This is a genomic window from Paenibacillus puerhi, assembly GCF_009846885.1.
GTDB lineage: Bacteria > Bacillota > Bacilli > Paenibacillales > NBRC-103111 > Paenibacillus_G > Paenibacillus_G puerhi.
In genome coordinates, this window is sequence record NZ_WUWM01000042.1 from 1 (window position 1) to 18,687 (window position 18,687).

The 18,687-nt window shown below is 55.3% G+C and carries 18 protein-coding genes; 3 read left to right on the forward strand and 15 right to left on the reverse strand.

Annotation, left to right across the window (positions count from 1 at the left end):
* Positions 1 to 567: 567 nt before the first annotated feature.
* The 6 genes from GSF01_RS26400 to GSF01_RS26425 form a co-directional block, all read right to left on the reverse strand.
* Positions 568 to 1,443 carry an inositol monophosphatase family protein gene (locus GSF01_RS26400; protein ID WP_159888260.1) on the reverse strand — a complete coding sequence of 292 codons (876 nt, stop codon included), beginning with the start codon at positions 1,441 to 1,443 and terminating at the stop codon, positions 568 to 570.
* A gap of 139 nt (positions 1,444 to 1,582) precedes the next feature.
* On the reverse strand, positions 1,583 to 2,350 hold the full coding sequence (gene fabI, locus GSF01_RS26405; RefSeq protein ID WP_201305491.1) for an enoyl-ACP reductase FabI: 768 nt from the start codon (positions 2,348 to 2,350) through the stop codon (positions 1,583 to 1,585).
* A gap of 110 nt (positions 2,351 to 2,460) precedes the next feature.
* Positions 2,461 to 3,459 (reverse strand): UV DNA damage repair endonuclease UvsE, encoded by a 999-nt coding sequence (gene uvsE, locus GSF01_RS26410; RefSeq protein WP_159888261.1) that lies wholly within the window; start codon positions 3,457 to 3,459, stop codon positions 2,461 to 2,463.
* A gap of 143 nt (positions 3,460 to 3,602) precedes the next feature.
* Positions 3,603 to 3,926, reverse strand: a complete 324-nt coding sequence (locus tag GSF01_RS26415) for a hypothetical protein (protein WP_159888262.1) — start codon at positions 3,924 to 3,926, stop codon at positions 3,603 to 3,605.
* An 83-nt stretch (positions 3,927 to 4,009) separates the two neighbouring features.
* Positions 4,010 to 5,146 carry a D-alanine--D-alanine ligase gene (locus GSF01_RS26420; RefSeq protein ID WP_159888263.1) on the reverse strand — a complete coding sequence of 379 codons (1,137 nt, stop codon included), beginning with the start codon at positions 5,144 to 5,146 and terminating at the stop codon, positions 4,010 to 4,012.
* Positions 5,147 to 5,254: 108 nt separating this feature from the next.
* The gene (locus GSF01_RS26425; RefSeq protein ID WP_159888264.1) at positions 5,255 to 6,274 is read right to left on the reverse strand and encodes an amidase domain-containing protein; all 1,020 of its coding nucleotides are present in this window, start codon (positions 6,272 to 6,274) and stop codon (positions 5,255 to 5,257) included.
* A gap of 248 nt (positions 6,275 to 6,522) precedes the next feature.
* Between GSF01_RS26425 and acnA the strand changes: the two genes are divergently transcribed.
* On the forward strand, positions 6,523 to 9,231 hold the full coding sequence (gene acnA / locus GSF01_RS26430) for an aconitate hydratase AcnA (RefSeq protein ID WP_159888265.1): 2,709 nt from the start codon (positions 6,523 to 6,525) through the stop codon (positions 9,229 to 9,231).
* A gap of 152 nt (positions 9,232 to 9,383) precedes the next feature.
* Here acnA and GSF01_RS26435 read toward each other — a convergent pair whose 3' ends face one another.
* Positions 9,384 to 10,127, reverse strand: coding sequence for an IclR family transcriptional regulator (locus tag GSF01_RS26435; protein ID WP_159888266.1), 744 nt, complete (start codon positions 10,125 to 10,127; stop codon positions 9,384 to 9,386).
* A 304-nt stretch (positions 10,128 to 10,431) separates the two neighbouring features.
* On the opposite strand from GSF01_RS26435, the gene GSF01_RS26440 reads away from it, so the two are divergent.
* Both GSF01_RS26440 and GSF01_RS26445 read left to right on the forward strand, forming a co-directional pair.
* Positions 10,432 to 11,475, forward strand: coding sequence for an alpha/beta hydrolase (locus GSF01_RS26440; protein WP_159888267.1), 1,044 nt, complete (start codon positions 10,432 to 10,434; stop codon positions 11,473 to 11,475).
* Between the two features lie 135 nt (positions 11,476 to 11,610).
* Positions 11,611 to 12,942, forward strand: a complete 1,332-nt coding sequence (locus GSF01_RS26445; RefSeq protein WP_159888268.1) for a Fe-Mn family superoxide dismutase — start codon at positions 11,611 to 11,613, stop codon at positions 12,940 to 12,942.
* Between the two features lie 243 nt (positions 12,943 to 13,185).
* Here the strand turns inward: GSF01_RS26445 and folE are convergent, their stop codons facing one another.
* The 8 genes from folE to GSF01_RS26485 form a co-directional block, all read right to left on the reverse strand.
* A complete protein-coding gene (folE, locus tag GSF01_RS26450) occupies positions 13,186 to 13,776 on the reverse strand; it encodes a GTP cyclohydrolase I FolE (RefSeq protein ID WP_159888269.1) in 591 nt (196 codons plus the stop codon).
* 86 nt (positions 13,777 to 13,862) lie between these two features.
* Positions 13,863 to 14,075 carry a YneF family protein gene (locus GSF01_RS26455; RefSeq protein ID WP_159888270.1) on the reverse strand — a complete coding sequence of 71 codons (213 nt, stop codon included), beginning with the start codon at positions 14,073 to 14,075 and terminating at the stop codon, positions 13,863 to 13,865.
* A gap of 100 nt (positions 14,076 to 14,175) precedes the next feature.
* Positions 14,176 to 15,204: an HD-GYP domain-containing protein gene (locus GSF01_RS26460; RefSeq protein WP_159888271.1), complete on the reverse strand. Its 1,029-nt coding sequence runs from the start codon at positions 15,202 to 15,204 to the stop codon at positions 14,176 to 14,178.
* Complete coding sequence (locus tag GSF01_RS29910) at positions 15,201 to 15,731, reverse strand: methylated-DNA--[protein]-cysteine S-methyltransferase (RefSeq protein ID WP_159888272.1); 531 nt, start codon at positions 15,729 to 15,731, stop codon at positions 15,201 to 15,203. Before GSF01_RS29910 ends, GSF01_RS26460 begins: the two co-directional genes overlap by 4 nt.
* 9 nt (positions 15,732 to 15,740) lie before the next feature.
* On the reverse strand, positions 15,741 to 16,910 hold the full coding sequence (gene queG / locus GSF01_RS26470) for a tRNA epoxyqueuosine(34) reductase QueG (RefSeq protein WP_159888273.1): 1,170 nt from the start codon (positions 16,908 to 16,910) through the stop codon (positions 15,741 to 15,743).
* Positions 16,911 to 17,471, reverse strand: a complete 561-nt coding sequence (lepB, locus tag GSF01_RS26475; protein ID WP_159888274.1) for a signal peptidase I — start codon at positions 17,469 to 17,471, stop codon at positions 16,911 to 16,913.
* Between the two features lie 7 nt (positions 17,472 to 17,478).
* A complete protein-coding gene (locus GSF01_RS26480; protein ID WP_159888275.1) occupies positions 17,479 to 18,030 on the reverse strand; it encodes a DUF402 domain-containing protein in 552 nt (183 codons plus the stop codon).
* Positions 18,031 to 18,248: 218 nt separating this feature from the next.
* Positions 18,249 to 18,686 (reverse strand): GNAT family N-acetyltransferase, encoded by a 438-nt coding sequence (locus tag GSF01_RS26485; RefSeq protein WP_159888276.1) that lies wholly within the window; start codon positions 18,684 to 18,686, stop codon positions 18,249 to 18,251.
* Position 18,687: the final 1 nt, after the last annotated feature.

The following is an 18,687-nucleotide window of genomic DNA, read 5'->3' on the forward strand; positions in this document are numbered from 1 at the left end:
AGCGTTCGTCCTGAGCCAGGATCAAACTCTCCATTAAGGTAGTCTTTTCGGTCCGAAGGCCGAAATGACTACAAGGTTTGTTCGACTTGCTCAAAAGTTACTGCTAGCGAGAATTTTCATTCTCTATTTAACACTCACTCGTTGTTCAGTTTTCAAAGGACAATTGAATTTTCTCTGCGCTTTTTCCGACTTCTTTTTACGTCATCCGTCGAAAGCGACCTTTATAATATAACACACTTCCCAAGGTTAATGCAAGTTATTTTTTTAAAAATTGTTTAACCTTCAACTTGCTATTTGCTTGGGTTCGTTTGTTCCGCCTTTTGGGCCGGAAGAAAAATATATCATGACTCGCATATAAATGCAATCACCATTTTTAGGATGCTGGCGGTGTATTCCGGTGACCCTGCTTAACAAGAAAGAAACCAATAAGCAGGGTTTGTCACAAACTGAACGCGAGTGAGGATCAACCTTTCATGGTGTCATGGCCCTCCTCAACAAAAAAACGACCACATGAGAGCGGTCGTCAAAATAGAATCGTTCACTTAAGAAAAGAAACGCCGATTTCACCTATTCTCCCGGCTGGCTCCTGGCTCCTGTCGCACCTGCTTGTTCCAGCCCTTGCAGGAAGCTTTCATGGATCGCTCCATTCGTCGCCATGACATGGCGAACGCCCAGCTGATAAGGACGGCCGGAGGTATCCGTGACCTGTCCCCCGGACTCCTGCACAAGCAAAGCCCCCGCGGCAATATCCCAAGCATTCAGGCCGATTTCCCAAAAACCGCTTAGGCGACCCGCGGCCACGTAAGCAAGATGCAGGGCAGCGGAGCCTGCCACCCGAATATTTCGAACCTGTGGACTGAGCGCCTGTACGCCCTTCATATTCTCCGCAAGCGCAAATTCCCTCTCTGCCGGAAAGCCGGTAGCGATCAGACTGTCAGCCAGCCGCTCCTCGGCCGATACATGCATCCGTTTCCCACGTAGGTATGCTCCTTTGCCCTTCTCGGCTACGAACAGCTCGTTGTGGACCGGATTGTACACTACCCCGACAATGACCTCTCCGCGGTGGGCAAGCGCAATAGACACGGAAAAGAACGGAAATCCATGCACAAAGTTCGTCGTTCCGTCGAGCGGATCTACTATCCACAAATACTCGGCATCGCTGACTTCCGACAAAGCCGCCGCTGAGGCTTCCGGGCCAGGCTCCACGCCTTCCTCACCCAGTATGGCATGAGTGGGGAAATGGGTATGGATCAGCTTGCGGATCATGAGCTCCGCGCCCTTGTCTACCTCGGTTACCAAATCATGCGGGGAATACTTTGTATGTAAGGAGTTGAAATCGCCAAGCTTGCTTTGAATCCACTCTCCTGTTTTGGAAGCGGTATTAATCGCTACGGCCGTAAAGCTTTTGCTGCCAACGGTAAAAACGGCATCCTGATTAGTCATTCCGTTATCATTCCTTCTACAATCGTTCTTATTCGTTATACGCTTCAAACCCGCAGATGTTTCACTCGAGAGGGAAATACCCGTAAAGAAGGCCAGTCACCCGCTCTTACTCGACAGATGACTGGCCTGGCTTCTCCTATTATACGCCTACAATATGATAACCATTATCGACATAGATCACTTCGCCGGTAATTCCACGAGACAGGTGGCTCATCAGGAACAGAGCGGTATCTCCAACCTCGGCGACTTCAGTCGTGCGGCGAAGAGGTGCCTTTTCCTCAACCGTGCGCAAAATGGAGTTGAAATCCTTAATGCCTTTGGCCGCCAGCGTCCGGATCGGACCCGCGGATATCGCGTTGACACGGACGTTAAATTGGCCCAGGTCGTTCGCGAGGTAACGGACGCTCGCCTCCAGCGCAGCCTTCGCAACGCCCATGACATTGTAATTCTTCATCGCGCGCTCAGCGCCAAGATAAGTCATCGTCATGATACTGCCGCCCTCCGTCATCAACGGATACAGCCGCTGGGCCACAGCCACCAGTGAGTAAGCGCTGATATCATGCGCCAGGGTAAAGCCGTCGCGCGACGTATCGACGAACAGCCCTTCCAGTTCTTCGGTCTTGGCGAATGCAATGCTGTGCACAATGCCGTGCAAGACGCCAAACTGCTCGCGAAGCGAGTCGGCCAGCCGTTCGATATCCTCGTCGACCGTAACGTTGCAGGGCAAAATGGATGAATTCGGAATCGTACCCGCGAGCTTGCGTACACGCTCCTCCACCCGTTCGTTCTCATACGTAAATACAAGCTTTGCGCCTTGAGCAGCTAACGATTGGGCGATGGCCCAGGCAATACTCCGGTCATTCGCTACTCCCATAACGACGATATTTTTTCCAGCAACCAAATTCATAATTGGCGTTCCCCTCTCCTGGCAAAAAATAGAGCTCGTTCATGTTCTTCCCTCTCAAGGTACTTGATTTCGAACAAGAATTCAAGAGCCCTTTTTTGTCGGATAGGACGTTATCCCAGCTCGAATGAAGCTTGCGTGCGAATGGTGATGTCGGGCTCATCCCGCGCCGCTATCATTAGCTGCAATAGCGAATCATCCTTCCTTTTGGCTTCCAGCATGACATCGAGCCGAGGGGTTTCCAAGGCCACAGCCCGCAAAAACCCAAACAGAGTCTGTGGATCGACATAGTCGGCATGCCCGCGCGGATCTTTCTCGCTCTTCGGACTCGATACGTGGATCTTGGGCGGCAGAGGCGCCCGCTTATCCGCGCCTTGCTCCTCCTGCTCAAGCTGTCCCTTCCAGGTGTGAAGGATCCGGGGCCATAGCTCTGTGCAGGGAAGCCCGCTCGGGTTAACCTGGTCGTGATGGATATCGAGCACCATCGGGACTCCAACTTGCTCGGCAAGGGCCAGCGTCTCCAGGGCATTGAAGGTTTTGTCGTCATTCTCTAACGTCACCCGCTCCCGAATGCTCAAAGGGAGAGCGTTGAAGTTACGGATAAAGCGTTCGCTCGCCGTCTCTTTATTGCCATAGGTACCGCCGACATGAATGTTGCACTTGGCCGAAGCATCGAGTCCCATCGCTTCCAGCATCCGAACATGCCGCTCCAGGTCAGCGACGGAATGCTCCAGCACCTCTGGACGCAATGTGCTCAGCACCGTGTAATGATCCGGATGAAAGCTCAGTCTCATCCCATGCTTTCGCGCGTAAGCGCCGATGTCTGCAAATCCTTCCGACAGACGATCGATCGGATCCCAGCTGCCGAGCTCTCCGTGGCCGATCAGCGGGATCAGCCTCGAGGAGCAGCGATACAGCTGGATATCATGAGCGCGATTATGCTTGAGCAGCCGAAGGGTGTTCGCCAGGTTCTCCTGAGCCAGGCGTTCCAGCTTGCGCAGCGCAGCTTCACGATCCTTAAGCTTCGAGAAGCTGGAAAAGGTCATCGTTTTGGACGGAGAGGCGTTTTTGACGAGAACCGACATGGCAACATATCCAAGTCGAACCAGCATGGCTTCACGCTCCTCATACTCGTGAGTGGTTAGACTTAGCTTGCCCAAACTGGCGTGAGTATGCCGGGATACCGACAACAAAAAACATCCCGACCGCTAAACAGCGGTGCGGGATGCTCGAGTAGGCATGCACAAGCGATGAATCAGGTACGGCCAGCCTCGCCAAAAAACAACTCATCCGCCAGAGCCGTCTGTACGCGCGCTTCCTCCTCGGTAAGCTTGCGCACCAGCTCCATCTCGACCTGCGTCACTTCCTCGCCTTGAAAGTTGATTTCGGCGATCGAAGCGATGATCTTGACGATAGCGATGGCCTGATTGTCAGGCGAGAAAGCAATCACCTTTTGACCGGTCGGAAATACGCGGAAGCCGTTTTTGACCATTTTCCCCCGTCCGTACTCCAACAGTTCGTACAGCTCCTGCTCAGATTTAAACTTACATACGGAATTAAACTCGGTATTAAATCCCATAAGCCCGCTCCCTTCGCCTGTTCTTTTTTGCCTAAGCATACCGGATGGCGCAAGCCAAAAGCAAGCGTCGTCCGTCACGATGCTTATTCCAAATCAAATGTATATTGAAGACGCTGCTTCTCGCTATGGCGCTTGATCGCAAGCTGGATCAGATCGTCCAGCAGCTCTCGGTAAGGCTTGCCGGATTCCTGCCAGAGCAGCGGGTACATGCTGAAAGGGGTAAAGCCAGGCATCGTATTAATCTCATTAATAAATACGGCGCCATCCTCCTTGCGCAGGAAGAAGTCGACCCGGGACAACCCCGAGCCGTCGATCGCCAGGAAAGCCCGGATAGCAAGCTCACGAAGCTGCTCGGCCGTTTCTGCCGGAATATCGGCCGGGATGATCATGGACGATTTGCCGTCGATGTATTTGGCCTTGTAGTCATAGAAGTCGCCTGAGGATACGATTTCTCCGACTACGGATGCCTGCGGCTCGTCATTGCCCAGCACCGCTACTTCCAGCTCGCGCGCATGAACGAATTCCTCGACGATGACTTTCCGGTCATAGCGGAAGGCTTCATTGACCGCGTCGATCAGCTCTTCCCGGTTAACGGCCTTGCTGACGCCCACGCTGGAGCCCAGGTTCGCCGGCTTGACGAAGCAGGGGTAGCCGATCGATACTTCTACTTCCATAAGAAAGAAGGCATTATCCTTCTCCCACTGGGTTCTTGTAAAATGCCTGAACACGCATTGCGGCAAGCCGTCCTGGGCAAAAACGCGCTTCATCATGACTTTATCCATGCCAACGGATGACGCCAGCACACCTGCCCCTACATAAGCGACATTGGCCATTTCCAGCAGGCCTTGAATCGTCCCGTCCTCGCCAAAGGTCCCATGCAGCAGAGGGAGGACGACGTCGAAGGGAGCGTTGCTTCCCACAGGACGCGCCGCATCAGTGGTAGCCGAGGCTGCCAGGGAACCGAAGATCGGCTGAAGCGCCGTTCCCGCCGAAATCTCTTCATCCGTAGATCTATTCAGCTGGAGAGCTTGAACGGACTCTGCCGGTCCCTCAAGCGCGGCGCCCGAGCGCCATTGCCCTTCTTTAGTTATGTAAAAAGGAGTCACCTCGTATTTAGTCAAGTCAAATGCCTTAATAACGGCCAGAGCAGTTTGCAAGGAAACCTCATGCTCGCCGGATTTGCCTCCATAGATCAAGCCTACGCGAATTTTGTCGCTCATTATGAACCTCCGGATCGTATCAGTAATAAGGAAATGATGTCAGTTGCATACAAAAGGAATGCATGGGCGCTCGAAGAAAGGCGAACGCTAGATAAGACAATTCGAAGATTATACTTGGTCAGCGATCCTGATAAACCGGTAGCGTGTCTTGTCTGTCCAAGCATAGGAATCCGTATAGCTCCAGTAGCGATGTCTGCTGCTTACCGTATGAGCGTTGACCAGAGGCATGCCGTCGGGATCCTTGGCCGTCACAATCGTCGAATGCTGGAAACGCCCGCTTCCGTCCCAGTCGTAGCTGATGACGTCTCCGAGGTCGAGCTCCTGCGCCGAAGAAGCCTCGCGCCCCCGGGCGCCGGCGCGGCTAGTGAGCAAATATGACGGCAGGCTGTGCGCTACCGCCCAACTGAAGCTCCAATGCTCGCGGCCGCCAAGTCTGCCTTTATACCACCAGCCCGAATCCCTTTTACCAGTATAATTCATCGGCGCTCCCCCTGCAAAGAGGCACTGAGACACATAATTGGTGCAATCGACCTCGAAGGTGAGATAGTCTGGATTGCCTTTATCCCACCACAGATCGGCATAAGCGGCTGCTTTATGACGGTCATAAACGGCACGTGCGGCGAAGTCCAATTCGCGCACCATCGTCCGGTTGAGGAACGGCACCGACATGGTTCTCACCGTCTCTTCGGCATAGGGCCGGTCATCCACTTCCAGCAGGCCTCCAGGTGGGGAAGGCTTAAGACGCAGGGAGCGTTCGGTTTGCAGCATCTCGACGCCGATAATCGACCAGCCGTCAAGCCCCTCGTGCAGCGTAATCCGCTCCCGCTCAATCCGCCTTTCTTCCTGCTCGTTCTCGCGGATACGGCTGTTGGTTTTGCGCTTGAGCGTCACGTCGACAATCGTCCGTCCCGGCTGCCCGTCAACCCGGTCGATAACAAGACGGGTCTCGCTTTTTACAGGAATGAGTCTCCGCTCCCGATCCGTATCTTGGCGACGTGCCAGCACCCTTGCCTGCCGCTGAAGAAATGCGCCATCCTGCACCAGCGGCAGCAAAGGCTCGACGGTGTAATCGATATCCATCAGATTGCGATGGTGGATGTAGTCGTACAGGGTCAATTTCCAAGACATGGCTGCCAATCCCCTTTCGTCGGCTAACGGTTGCTTGGCCATTTACTTGCTAAAGAAGCCTTAATCTAGCTTGGAAAGCATTCATTCCCATACGTATGCCCCGCGCAGGACAAAAATGATTCAAATCAGCCTTTACGAAGTAGGGCCGCAGCATGTATACTAATAGTAAGGCATTTTTTGAAATCGAGTTTCACAGTATGAAACATGAACACTCGAGCACTCAATACGATTCAAGGAGGAATGCTTCCATGTCAGCCAAAGACCAATACTCGGTCCGCCAGCAGCTCGTCGTAGGCAGTCAAACCTACAATTACTATAGCTTGCCGGCATTTGAAAAGCAGGGTGAGGGAACGATCGAAAACCTGCCTTTCTCCATTAAAGTACTTCTGGAGGCGGCTATCCGCCAGTTCGACGGAAAAGCCATCACTTCCGAGCATGTTAAGCAAATCGCCAACTGGGCCGTCGAGCGCGACGCCAACAAAGAAATTCCTTTCATTCCGGCACGTATCGTGCTTCAGGACTTCACAGGCGTACCTGTAGTCGTCGATTTGGCGGCGATGAGAGATACGATGAAGCAGGCAGGCGGAGATCCAAAGCGGATCAACCCTCTTGTACCGGTTGACCTGGTTATCGACCACTCCGTTATGGTCGACGCATTCGGCTCCAAGGACGCCTTGGAATTCAATGAAAAGCTCGAGTTCGAGCGTAACGAAGAACGGTACCGCTTTTTGCGCTGGGCGCAAACGGCATTCGACAACTTCCGTGCCGTACCGCCCGATACCGGTATCGTCCACCAGGTAAACCTGGAGTATCTTGCTTCCGTAGCAGCCACCAAAACGGTCGACGGCGAAACCTTCGTATATCCGGATTCCCTGGTAGGGACCGACTCGCATACTACGATGATCAACGGTCTGGGCATCGTCGGCTGGGGCGTGGGCGGCATCGAGGCGGAAGCCGGCATGCTTGGACAACCGCTGTATTTTGTCACACCTGAGGTTATCGGCTTTAAGCTGACAGGTACGCTGAACGAAGGCGCTACAGCGACTGACCTGGCTCTTACGGTTACACAAATGCTTCGTAAAAAAGGCGTTGTCGGCAAATTCGTGGAGTTCTATGGCTCCGGACTTTCCAACATCAGCCTGGCTGACCGTGCAACGGTAGCGAATATGGCTCCGGAATACGGCGCAACGATCGGCTTCTTCCCTGTCGATGCCGAAGCTCTGAACTATCTGCGCGGCACAGGACGCAGCGAAGAGCAGATCGCCCTGGTTGAAGCTTATTATAAAGCCCAAGGCATGTTCCGGACGGATGCTACGCCAGATCCTGTATTCAGCGATATTATCGAGCTTGACCTGGCTTCCGTCGTACCTAGCCTTGCAGGTCCAAAGCGTCCGCAGGACCGCGTTGAGCTGACTAATATGAAGGAATCGTTCAACAGCATCATCCGCACGCCGGTCGACAAAGGCGGATACGGACTGTCCGATGACAAAATCGCTCAGGTTGTGGATGTTCCTCACGCCAATGGCGAAGTCAGCAAAATGGGTACGGGCGCAGTCGTCATCGCGGCTATCACTTCCTGTACCAATACTTCGAACCCAAGCGTTATGCTCGGCGCCGGCCTCGTGGCCAAGAAAGCAGTCGCCCTGGGCCTTCGCAAGCCGGGTTATGTGAAGAGCAGCTTGACTCCAGGCTCCCTGGTCGTTACCGATTACCTGAGAAAAGCAGGTCTGATCGAGCCGCTCGAAGCGCTGGGCTTCCACGTAGCGGGCTATGGCTGCGCAACCTGCATCGGGAACTCGGGTCCGCTGCCGGACGAAGTAAGCAAAGCGATCGCCGACAACGATATGACCGTTGCTGCCGTCTTGTCCGGTAACCGGAACTTCGAGGGCCGCGTTCATGCTCAAGTCAAAGCCAACTATCTGGCATCGCCGCCGCTTGTTGTCGCTTATGCGCTCGCAGGCACGGTTAATATCGACCTGGTGAACGATCCGATCGGCTACGATCATAAGAACGAGCCGGTGTATCTCAAGGATATCTGGCCGACTGCTCAAGAGATTCAGGATGCGATGGGCGTAGCTATGAGCCCTGACCTGTACCGCGAGAAGTATGCGGATGTATTCCGTTCCAACCCGCGCTTCAATGCGATCGAAGTACCGGAAGGCGACCTGTATGCTTGGGACGATAAGTCCACGTATATCGCGAACCCGCCGTTCTTCTCCAATCTCTCGCCGGATCTGAACGACATCGCCGATATCCGCGGCGCCAAAACGCTGGCTCTGATGGGAGACTCCGTGACAACGGACCACATCTCGCCTGCAGGTAACATCAAGCCGGACAGCCCGGCAGGCCGCTTCCTGATCGAGCATGGCGTGAAGAAGGAAGACTTCAACTCCTACGGCTCCCGTCGCGGTAACCATGACGTGATGATGCGCGGTACGTTTGCCAACATCCGGATTCGCAACCAGGTGGCTCCAGGCACCGAGGGCGGCGTGACGACTTACCTGCCGACCGACGAAGTCATGTCCATCTATGATGCTTCCATGAAGTATCAGGAGCAAGGCACGAATCTTGTCGTTATCGCAGGCAAAGAATACGGCACAGGCTCCTCCCGTGACTGGGCAGCTAAAGGAACGTTCCTGCTCGGCGTCAAAGCCGTAATCGCCGAGAGCTTCGAGCGGATTCACCGTTCCAACCTGGTCGGCATGGGCGTGCTGCCGCTGCAATTCGCCGAAGGTCAAGGCTGGAGCACGCTCGGTATTACCGGCCGCGAAACCTTCGACATTACAGGCCTGTCCAACGACGTTCAGCCGGGTCAGAAAGTAACCGTGACCGCTACGCGTGAAGACGGCTCGACCTTCAGCTTCGAGACGCTTGTCCGCCTCGACAGCTTCGTGGATGTGGATTACTACCGCAATGGCGGTATTCTGCAAACCGTTCTGCGTCAAATCATGGCTTAATCTTTGGTTCATGCAAGCAGCCAGCGGAGAGAAATCTCCGCTGGCTGCTTTTTTTGTGCTATTCTCTTCTCCCATTAGGGGCTAGCATGCAACAGGCGCGCAGTCCGTAGACCGCGCGCCTGCTGCCGGGCTGCCATGCTGGCCTAGCCCGTTTATTTCAACATCTTCCCCATGCGGCGGGCTGCTTCCATCAGCGCCGGCGCATGCTCCTTCATCTTCTCCACCGTCAGCCGGTTGGAGGGACCCGATAGGGCCAGCGCGGCCGCAAGCCTGTGGCTGCGGTCGAAGATAGGCGCCGAGACGGCGGCTGCTCCCGGCTCGCGTTCTTCCACGCTTGTGGCGTAGCCAAGCTCCCGCACTTCCTGCAGCTGCTGCAGGTAAGCCGCAGTCCCGGCCGATGCCGGCCAGGAGGCGTGCGACAGCAGCGCTTGCTGCTCCGCGTGCTCGGCGAACGCGACGAGCACCTTGCTGGACGCGCCGACGTACAGCGGCAAGCGCGCCCCGATGGGAGCAACCCGGCGGATCGCCTGGTTGCTCTGCACGGCTTGGACGCGGACACGCTCCATGCCGTCACGCACATAGAGGCTGACGGTCTCACCGAGCACGTCGCGCAGCCGTTCCATCTCCGGCAGCAGCAGCAGCGCCGGGTCGTCGGTATGCGTCAGATTGGCGGATAGCTCCCAGACGCTGAAGCCGAGGCGATAGCGCTCGGAGGCGGGATCGCGTATCACGAAGCCTTTCCCCTCCAGCGAAGCCAGCAGCCGATGCACCGTACTTTTATGCAGCTCCACACGGGAGGCAATCTCCGTCAAGCTCAAATCCTCCGCTTGGGTGAAGCAGAGCAATATATCCAGGGCTCGTTCCACGGCACGAACGGTTAATTTGCCATCTTCCATCCTTTTCCCACTCCCCGAAAATCGGTTTCACCAGTTGAAATCTATTATACCTGATTTTTGGCCAATTTCCTATATCCGCAGTCTCAAGTTTCTTGTCGCTTCGTAACTGTTACACCCATATTACAGATTGTTTACATTTTTCGCGCTGCATTGACGATTCGTCCTGCTGGCTTTACTATAAAAATAGAAGATCCTTCCGATAATCGGTCCTACGGTTCGACAGCGTTCGAGGCCCCGCCTCACGCCGTTCAGCCTTCTGTCGTCCGCCGCCCCTAGACATCTCAGTGAAAATGGAGGGCTCCTCATGGAAACTAACTCTTTTACGCCAACGCCGGCTTCGGCGCCGCTTCATCCCGGTTCGGTTGAAATCGCTTCCAAGCGAATTTCTATATTGCGTCGCCGCAAAGGCTGGCTTATCGCCTTCATGTCCATTCTTCTGCTGCTGTTCAGCTTGGGTATGGCCTTCCATGCCTACGTCGCCTGGACGCTGGGGCGCCCTCATATCGATCCGCTCCGCTCCAATCCGGCCGCTTCCTTCGGAGCTGCCTACGAGGATATTACTTTTCCCAGCCTGAACGGCTCCTCCGAGCTCTCCGGGTGGTTCATCCCTTCGACATCTGCTATAACGGGAGCTGCATCCCAGCGGCAAACTATCGTTTTCTCCCATGGCTATGGCGGCAATCGGGAGGAGATCTGGGTCCCAATCTACGACCTGGCCAAAGCCGCTCACCAAATGGGCTATAACGTGATCATGTTCGACTATGGATACGTCCAGCCCAAGTGGACCGTCACCGGCGGACTGCGCGAATCCCAAGAGCTGCTGGGAGCCGTCAAATACGCGAAAGACCGCGGTGCCGAGCGAGTCTACGTCTGGGGCTTCTCGATGGGGGCCGGAACCGCCCTGCAGGCTGCGATGCAGACCAAGGAGATCGACGGCATGATTTTGGACAGCACCTTTATCCTGGAGCCCGAAACGCTATACCACAATATGAAGCAGGTCGCGAACGTTCCGAAATTCTCACAGTCGCTGGTTCATATGTTTTTCCCGCTTATTAACGGAGTCAGCTTCAATGAGATCCCGTACCAGACAATCAAGGAAACGGCTTATTCGATACCGATCTTCTTCATTCATGGCAAGCAGGATGTACGTGCTCCCTATGGCACGGTGCAGGATATCTACAGCCACCAGCAAGCCGACTCGGGGTCTGCCCTGTGGATGCTTGAGAATGACGGACATGAATTAATCTATCGCGCCCATAAAAAAACGTATCTGCAGATGACGACCGGCTTCCTTCGCACGCTGTCTACCTCTCCAGTCGAGCCGCTGAAATATGGCAAGTCCAGATAGTCGATCGCAGGAACATAAAACACAAGCCTCCCCGCATACAATGGTTTTGGAGCTTCATTGCCGGCTTAGCCAGCGCGGTTATTCATAACCCGCGAGGCGCCGATCAAGCTACCGAACCCGGGGAGGTTTTTTGATATGTTGGTCGTTTACGGGGCGCTCCTGCCTTTACGGGTACTGGAGGAAATCCGTTTTTGGAAAATGCAGGAGAGGGAGCATACCGTGGTGATCCGGGAGCTCGTTCCCAATCTGGAGCCGGATTATGTGAGGCTGCTCGAGCGATGGGAAGGCGTGTTTGCGCATACGGAAGCCGAAGCCGGCCGATGGATCGAAGCGCTGATCAGGCAGCCCTCATCCCCCTCGCCCTATTTGACCGCTCAAATTCACGAGCTGCTTCGCGCTTCAACCGTACAGTCGCAGGCGTTCATTCAGCAATTATTTCTACTTCTGAAGCAGAGCGCGCCGATCAAAGCGAATCCGGTTGTGCAGACCGTCGTTCTACACATCATTCGCGAGTCCGAGTATTTCTTGGGCGTCCTCCAGGCGGTACAAGAGCAGGGACAAGGTCTCGTCCAACCGCCGATGAAGGAATCCAGCCGCTCATTTGAGACAGCGTCTGTGCCATCCCCTTCGCAGGAGGATCCCCCACTCGTCAGAGCTGCGGCTGAGCAGGACAAAGTACATATTCACCTGGCTCCTACCGAGGAGGAAGCCGGACGTACGGCAACGCTCGAGGGCACTTGGTCTACGCCTATCCCTTCCAAGCAGGCCGGGCAAGCAGCCACGGCCGGTTCGGCTCAGCCTGCGCCTCCGGCACAGGGGGGAACGGCGACCGGCGGCAAAGCCGTGCCGATCGGCGAGCATCGCCTCCCTCCGCTTCCCTACGCCTATCAAGCGCTCGAGCCTTATATCGACGCCGAGACGATGCGCATCCATCACGACAAGCATCATAAGAGCTATGTAGACGGACTGAACAAAGCCGAGAAGAAACTGCAGCAAGCACGCCAATCCGGAGATTTCGATCTCGTCAAGCATTGGGAGCGGGAGCTTGCCTTCCATGGGGCCGGGCATTATCTGCACACGATATTCTGGAATGTCATGAAGCCTGGGGGCGGGGGTAAAGCGACAGGACCGATCGCTGAAGAAATTCGCAAGTCGTTCGGCAGCTTTGAAGCTTTCCGGAAGCAGTTTAGCGCTGCGGCCGACAAGGTAGAGGGCGGCGGCTGGGCGATCCTGGTCTGGAGCCCTCGCAGCCACAGACTGGAGATCTTGCAGGCCGAGAAGCATCAGAACCTTTCCCAGTGGGATGTTATTCCGCTGCTTCCGCTGGATGTGTGGGAGCACGCCTATTATCTGAAGCATCAGAACGATCGGGCCAAATATATCGAGGACTGGTGGCATACCGTCAACTGGGATCATGTGAACGAACGTTTCTCCGCAGCCCGCACGCTTGCTTGGCCCCCCTACTGACAACCGATGCGCGCAAGATGCCCTTTGCAAGGAAAAAGACTCAGCGGAAGTTTTACTCGCCGGACGCTCCTCCAAAGCTCTGTGCTTAATCAGCCGGAGCGGAGCGGGAGCTGCCCAAGCTCCCGCTTGATGCCGGCTCGCCAAAGAGCCGCCTCCCTCTGTGCGAATGATCACAGCAGCGGAAAGCGGCTCTTTCTTCGGGTTGAACTTCTATTAGGCCAGGCTGAACTCCGCGCCCGGCAGTCAGTCCTTAATCAGCGACAAAAATTCGGCGCGCGAAGCGGCATCGCTCCGGAACAGCCCGCGAACAGCCGAGGTGACGGTTTTGCTGCCCGGCTTTTTCACGCCGCGGGAACACATGCATAGATGCTCGCCTTCCACGACGACCATGCAGCCATGAGGCTCCAGCACCTCCATCAGAATGTCCGCGATCTCCGAGGTGACCCGCTCTTGAACCTGCAGCCTCCGCGTTATCGCTTCGACCAGGCGGGCAAACTTGCTGAGACCTGCAATCTTACCGCTCGGGACATAGCCAATATGCACTTTGCCGAAGAAGGGTGCCATATGATGCTCACAAAGGCTGTAATAGACGATATCCTTTACGATCACAAGCTCTTCATGCTTTTCGTCAAATGCAACCCCCAGAATATCACGCATATCGGCTTCATAGCCTGCAAAAATTTCTTCATACATACGCGTGACCCGCGCCGGGGTTTCAAGCAATCCTTCCCGATCCGCATCCTCGCCGATCAGACGCAAAATCTCACGGACATGATGCTCGATCTGTTCCCTATTTTCAACAACACGGTTGTTTTTATATTCTTTGGCAGGCATGGCTCTCTCCTTTTCCAACGTATGCCGTAAGCAGCAGGCTCCGATCCATAGGCCCGCGCCTATCTCTTCCCGGACCGGACGGCCGGCTAAGGACGAAACTTCTTATTTTTCATCATTGTTTGCATCTTCTGCATCTGCTTCTTATCCAGGTTGTATCCCATCTGCTTGGCCATCTGCTGAATCATCGCAGGATCGTTCTGCATCTTCTCCAGCTGCTTGCGTAAATAGGCGACTCCGATAAAAAATCCCGCCACGCCGCCTACGAGCAGAGCGAGCACCGCCGTAATCGCATACCACATGAATCTTCTCACCCCAAAATTAGTCGGTTGTCATTTCCCCATCATAACATGTCCCTAGTAAGGTGACAAATACGGTTTATCGCTCCAATAGCATGAGCATCTACATCAGCACACTCTCGATAAACACGGTCGTATGCTTGGCCAGATCGACTTCCTTCACATCCAGCTCATCGCCTACGGTCTTCACGATCCGAACGACCGGTCTTCCCGGCAGCCCGCGGTGCTGCCCTACGACAACTCCCGTCTCCCGGGTAGTCAAACGCACGGAAGTTCCGGTCGGATATACGGATACGGTCCGCAAGAATTGGATGACCGCTTCGTGGTCCAGCTTCTTGCCCGCCATCGCTACGATCCGTTCGCAAGCATCATGCGGCAGCATCCTTCGTCCTTCGGACAAATCAAACAACAGATTGTCATACGTATTGGCTACGGCCACGATCTTCGCATAGAGATGAATCTCTTCTCCGCTCAGCCGGCGAGGCCACCCCTCGCCGTCAATCGTCTCATGATGCTGGAAGGCCACGTGGGCAATCAGCAGACTGAGCTCACGCTTGTGCTTCAGCGCCTCGAAGCCTCTCCAGGTGTGGTGACGCTTCGGATCATCCGATCCATCATCGGTGGTAAGCTCCAGCTTGCCCACATCGTGCAGCAGCGCCCCGATCGCCAGCTCCCTCAGCTGAGACGAAGCAAGCCCCATATTGATGCCTATCAAGGTTGAGATGATGCAGACGTTCAACGCATGCACATACATATCGTTGTCCTCGGTGCGAATATCGGACAGCTGCACGAGCACCTCCTGGTTGGACATGACCTCCTCCAGCAGGCTGTCTATGCTCTGATACAGGTGCTTCGTGTTGAATTCCTTGCCCGAGCGGATGGAATCGAACGTATCGTTCATTTGCTTCATCACGACACGCTTGGTTTCCTCCGAAAGCACCTCGGGAATTTCCACATCCTCAAATTGCTTATCCTGGATATAGATCATCGTAACGCCGATGCGCTTCAGAGTGGTGATCATGAAGACGGTCAGCTGCACGCCCTCGGACAGCAGCACCGACCCATTGGCGGAGAAAATCGTTCGGCCCAAATATTGCCCGGACTCCACATTCTCAATATGCACGTATCTCATAAGCTCGTCCCTCCAGCCGAATACCCTTCATGATGCAGCAAAAACGTCTTGATCTCGAGCCCGCCTCCATAGCCGACCATACTGCCGGCAGCGCCGATCACACGGTGGCAGGGAACGATAATCGGGACGGGGTTCCGGTTGTTGGCTCCTCCTACCGCCCGAACAGCCTTCGGGGAGCCGATCCGGGAAGCAATATCCTTATAGGCGCATACTTGCGAGTAAGGAATGGCAAGGAGCGCTTCCCACACCTTCACCTGGAACGGGGTTCCTCGAAGATCGAGTCGCAGCGAGAACCGCTCCAGCTCGTTCCTGAAATAAGCGTCCAGCTCGTCTTTCGCCTCCCCAAGCGCTGCGGGGTCGCGCTCCCAGCTCACTGACCCAAACCAGCGGTCCGACCATGATGTCAGCGCGCTTCGCCTCGCTTCAAACCGGCCGAAATCGATATGGCATAACGCACCGCCGAATGCTGCCAGCGTAAGAGGACCTATAGGAGAATCTATCTCGTCATACTGCATCGAATATGTCATATCGCCTGCTCATACCCTCCCCGCCTCCGGAGCCCCCGAAGCCTTGTTAATTTCACGGAGCACAGACTCGTCTTTCTCGCGCTCTGCGGCCCGCTTCAATGCTTCCAGCGCTTCCGGAGTTCCTATGCGGCCGAGCGACCAGGCTGCCGAACCGCGAATCTCCGGGCGGACATCCGCCAGCAGCAGCTGCGTCAGCTCCCCGACGCTGCTCTCATCCCGGAAGCTGCCCAGCGCCAGAATCGCATTGCGCTGGATAGGCTTCCTGCCCCGCCAGGCCGCCGCGCTGGAGCCGAACCTCTCGCTGAATTCGCGGTTGCCCATCGTAAGCAGCGGCTTAAGCAGCGGCTTGACCAGCTCAGGGTCAGGCTGCAGCTCCGGATGATGGTCCGCATGGATGCCTTTGTTCTTCGGGCACACGATCTGGCACGTATCGCAGCCGTACAGCCGATTGCCGATCTTCCGTTTCATCTCGTCGTCCTCAATCATTCCCTTCGTCTGGGTCACGAACGAGACGCAGCGCTGGGCATTCAGCTGCCCGGGCCCAACAAGCGCGCCGGTCGGGCAAGCATCGATACAAATCGTACAATCGCCGCAGCTCTCGGTAATAGGCTCGTCGGGAGGAAAGGGAAGATTCGTAATCAGCTCTCCGAGGTATACCCAGGAGCCCCACTCCGGCGTAATAACCGCGCAGTTTTTGCCGCTCCACCCGATGCCTGCGCGCTCCGCTACAGCCCGATCGACCAAGGCGCCCGTGTCGACCATATTCATGGTACGAACGCCAGGCACCCTTTCGCGCAGCCAGGCCTCTACCCGCTCCAGCCGATTGCGCAGCACTACGTGATAATCCTGCCCCCAGGCCGACCTCGACAGGATGCCCCGATAAGCGCCGGGCTCCGAGCGGGGAGGCGCCTGCAGCTTTGACGGATAGGCAACGGCAATCGAGATGAGAGAGCGCGGGGCCTCCAGCGATAAAGCCGGATCTACCCGTTTCTCAATGTCCTTTTCCTCGAAGCCGGACTCGTATCCCTTCTCCCGGTGCTTGAGCAATATCGTTTTCAATTCATCAAAAGGCTCGGCGCTAGCGAATCCAATCTTATCCACGCCGAGCTCGGGTCCAGCCTTGCGCAGCTCTTCCCGGAGCGACATCCAGTCTATTCCGTCCATTAGCGTCGCTGGCATCTATAAACTCCTCCATTGCCGGACCGGCCATACGATCCATTCGGCTCTCCCTACAACCAGCTTGAGCGATACGGTGCCGAAGCTCCGGCTGTCGTTGCTGGCGTACCGCCTGCGGTTATCGCCCAGCACGAACACATAACCCTCCTCGACAGTCAAAGGCTCGAAGCGCCCGTCCTGAATCGCTGAGTCGGTGTAGGGTTCTACGGTCTCCTCCCCGTTTACGAACAGCTTTCCCCGGCTGACGTGGACTTCATCCCCGGCAACGGCCACAACCCTTTTCACCAGAAAGGAAGAGCCGCTGTTCGTTCCGTCCGGACTGCGCAGCACGATGATATCGCCCCGTTCCGGAGTCTTCAGATAGCGAAACGCTTTGTTAATAAACAACCATTCGCCGTCATGAAGCGTGGGCTGCATGGAGCCGCCCTTTACAGCAGACACGTGAAACAAAAATTGATGAACGAGCGTGACAACGATAGTCGCCATGACCATCATTTTAAACCATTCCCAGATCTCGCGGCCCAACCCTTTAGGGCCCGTCTGCCCCGCCGGCGCTTTCGTCATCTTCCCTTCATCCTTCCGAATCCCGCTTCAGCCAGGCCTGATAATATTGCTTGACCTGATCGTCCCCAAAAGGAGGCAACCCTCCGCGCACGCGTGTCAGCAAGCGCTGAAGCCCAAGCTTGGCCTTGGTATCGACGATTTCCGGATAATGATACACTTGCTTATGTCGTTCGTACTCCTCCTGATCCACCACGTAAATGTCTCCGGCAGGCAGGCGGATAACATCCAGATCATAATCGATGTACGTGATAACACGGCCGCTGACATACGGGGGAGAAGCGACATTGCAATAATAACGGACACCTTGTTCTTCCATTAATGCCACCACATTGAACCATTCGCCCGGGATAAAAAAAGACACCCCCGGAATACGGCTGATCCATTCCTTGCCGTCCGCTTCGACAATCTTCGTCTGGCTGTTGATCAGCACGCGCATACCCTGCTCTCTATGAGCCGGGTGAAGCAGCTCCTCGGGTACCAGCCAGTTCTCCAGCCACATCCGGTGCAGATGTCCGTCATGCTTAAAGCTTTTTATCGTATATGTTGCGAAGGTCTCCATGAGGTTCAAACCCTTCTGCTCAGGCAACCCTGCAGGCTTGTACGCCTCAACGGCCCCCAAGCGTTTGCTCCATCTCTTGTCTACTAGCATAAACGTATGAGGAGGCGGTTTCAAGAGCGAGGAAAGAAAGTCATACACAAAAAAAGCATAACGCGGAGCGCTTACGCCTCCTGTTATGCTTGTTCCTGCTCCAGCCAGCCGACGCCTTCCGGCACCGTCTACCCGTTCACAATACTCAGACGGTGAGCTGCCCTGGAAAAATCGTTCGCTTGATAGCCCGCCTTCTCATAAACCGGGAGCACCATTTCATTATGTTCGTCGACCGTAACCATAATGCGGTGAACCTTGCGTACGACAAAACGTCCGCGAAGAGCTTCGATCAACGCCTGCCCGATACCGCGGCGCTGGTGGCTGTGATCAACCGCTATGCGGTAGTAATAGGCTTGCTGCTTGTCGATCGTGCCGACGATGACGCCTACGATCTCATCCTCTTCCTCGGCGACCAGGATAAGCTCGCTGTCCCAGGAAAGCTGACGGGCAAACGCGGACATGGTCTCGTCATAACAGGCATCTGACAATACATTCTTAAACAACTCGGTGACAGCTACAGAATCCGACAATTGAAAAGAACGAACTTGATACGAAGTTACAAGCATG

What these genes read in the sequence shown, in the direction of transcription:
- GSF01_RS26400 (WP_159888260.1), bottom strand. Translation starts at nt 1,443, where the DNA reads ATGACTAATCAGGATGCCGTTTTTACCGTTGGCAGCAAAAGCTTTACG.
- GSF01_RS26420 (WP_159888263.1), bottom strand. Translation starts at nt 5,146, where the DNA reads ATGAGCGACAAAATTCGCGTAGGCTTGATCTATGGAGGCAAATCCGGC.
- GSF01_RS26485 (WP_159888276.1), bottom strand. Translation starts at nt 18,686, where the DNA reads ATGCTTGTAACTTCGTATCAAGTTCGTTCTTTTCAATTGTCGGATTCT.
- uvsE (WP_159888261.1), bottom strand. Translation starts at nt 3,459, where the DNA reads ATGCTGGTTCGACTTGGATATGTTGCCATGTCGGTTCTCGTCAAAAAC.
- folE (WP_159888269.1), bottom strand. Translation starts at nt 13,776, where the DNA reads ATGCCTGCCAAAGAATATAAAAACAACCGTGTTGTTGAAAATAGGGAA.
- GSF01_RS26440 (WP_159888267.1), top strand. Translation starts at nt 10,432, where the DNA reads ATGGAAACTAACTCTTTTACGCCAACGCCGGCTTCGGCGCCGCTTCAT.
- GSF01_RS26455 (WP_159888270.1), bottom strand. Translation starts at nt 14,075, where the DNA reads ATGTGGTATGCGATTACGGCGGTGCTCGCTCTGCTCGTAGGCGGCGTG.
- GSF01_RS26480 (WP_159888275.1), bottom strand. Translation starts at nt 18,030, where the DNA reads ATGGAGACCTTCGCAACATATACGATAAAAAGCTTTAAGCATGACGGA.
- GSF01_RS26425 (WP_159888264.1), bottom strand. Translation starts at nt 6,274, where the DNA reads ATGTCTTGGAAATTGACCCTGTACGACTACATCCACCATCGCAATCTG.
- GSF01_RS26435 (WP_159888266.1), bottom strand. Translation starts at nt 10,127, where the DNA reads ATGGAAGATGGCAAATTAACCGTTCGTGCCGTGGAACGAGCCCTGGAT.
- GSF01_RS26445 (WP_159888268.1), top strand. Translation starts at nt 11,611, where the DNA reads ATGTTGGTCGTTTACGGGGCGCTCCTGCCTTTACGGGTACTGGAGGAA.
- queG (WP_159888273.1), bottom strand. Translation starts at nt 16,910, where the DNA reads ATGCCAGCGACGCTAATGGACGGAATAGACTGGATGTCGCTCCGGGAA.
- fabI (WP_201305491.1), bottom strand. Translation starts at nt 2,350, where the DNA reads ATGAATTTGGTTGCTGGAAAAAATATCGTCGTTATGGGAGTAGCGAAT.
- GSF01_RS26415 (WP_159888262.1), bottom strand. Translation starts at nt 3,926, where the DNA reads ATGGGATTTAATACCGAGTTTAATTCCGTATGTAAGTTTAAATCTGAG.
- GSF01_RS29910 (WP_159888272.1), bottom strand. Translation starts at nt 15,731, where the DNA reads ATGACATATTCGATGCAGTATGACGAGATAGATTCTCCTATAGGTCCT.
- lepB (WP_159888274.1), bottom strand. Translation starts at nt 17,471, where the DNA reads ATGACGAAAGCGCCGGCGGGGCAGACGGGCCCTAAAGGGTTGGGCCGC.
- GSF01_RS26460 (WP_159888271.1), bottom strand. Translation starts at nt 15,204, where the DNA reads ATGAGATACGTGCATATTGAGAATGTGGAGTCCGGGCAATATTTGGGC.
- acnA (WP_159888265.1), top strand. Translation starts at nt 6,523, where the DNA reads ATGTCAGCCAAAGACCAATACTCGGTCCGCCAGCAGCTCGTCGTAGGC.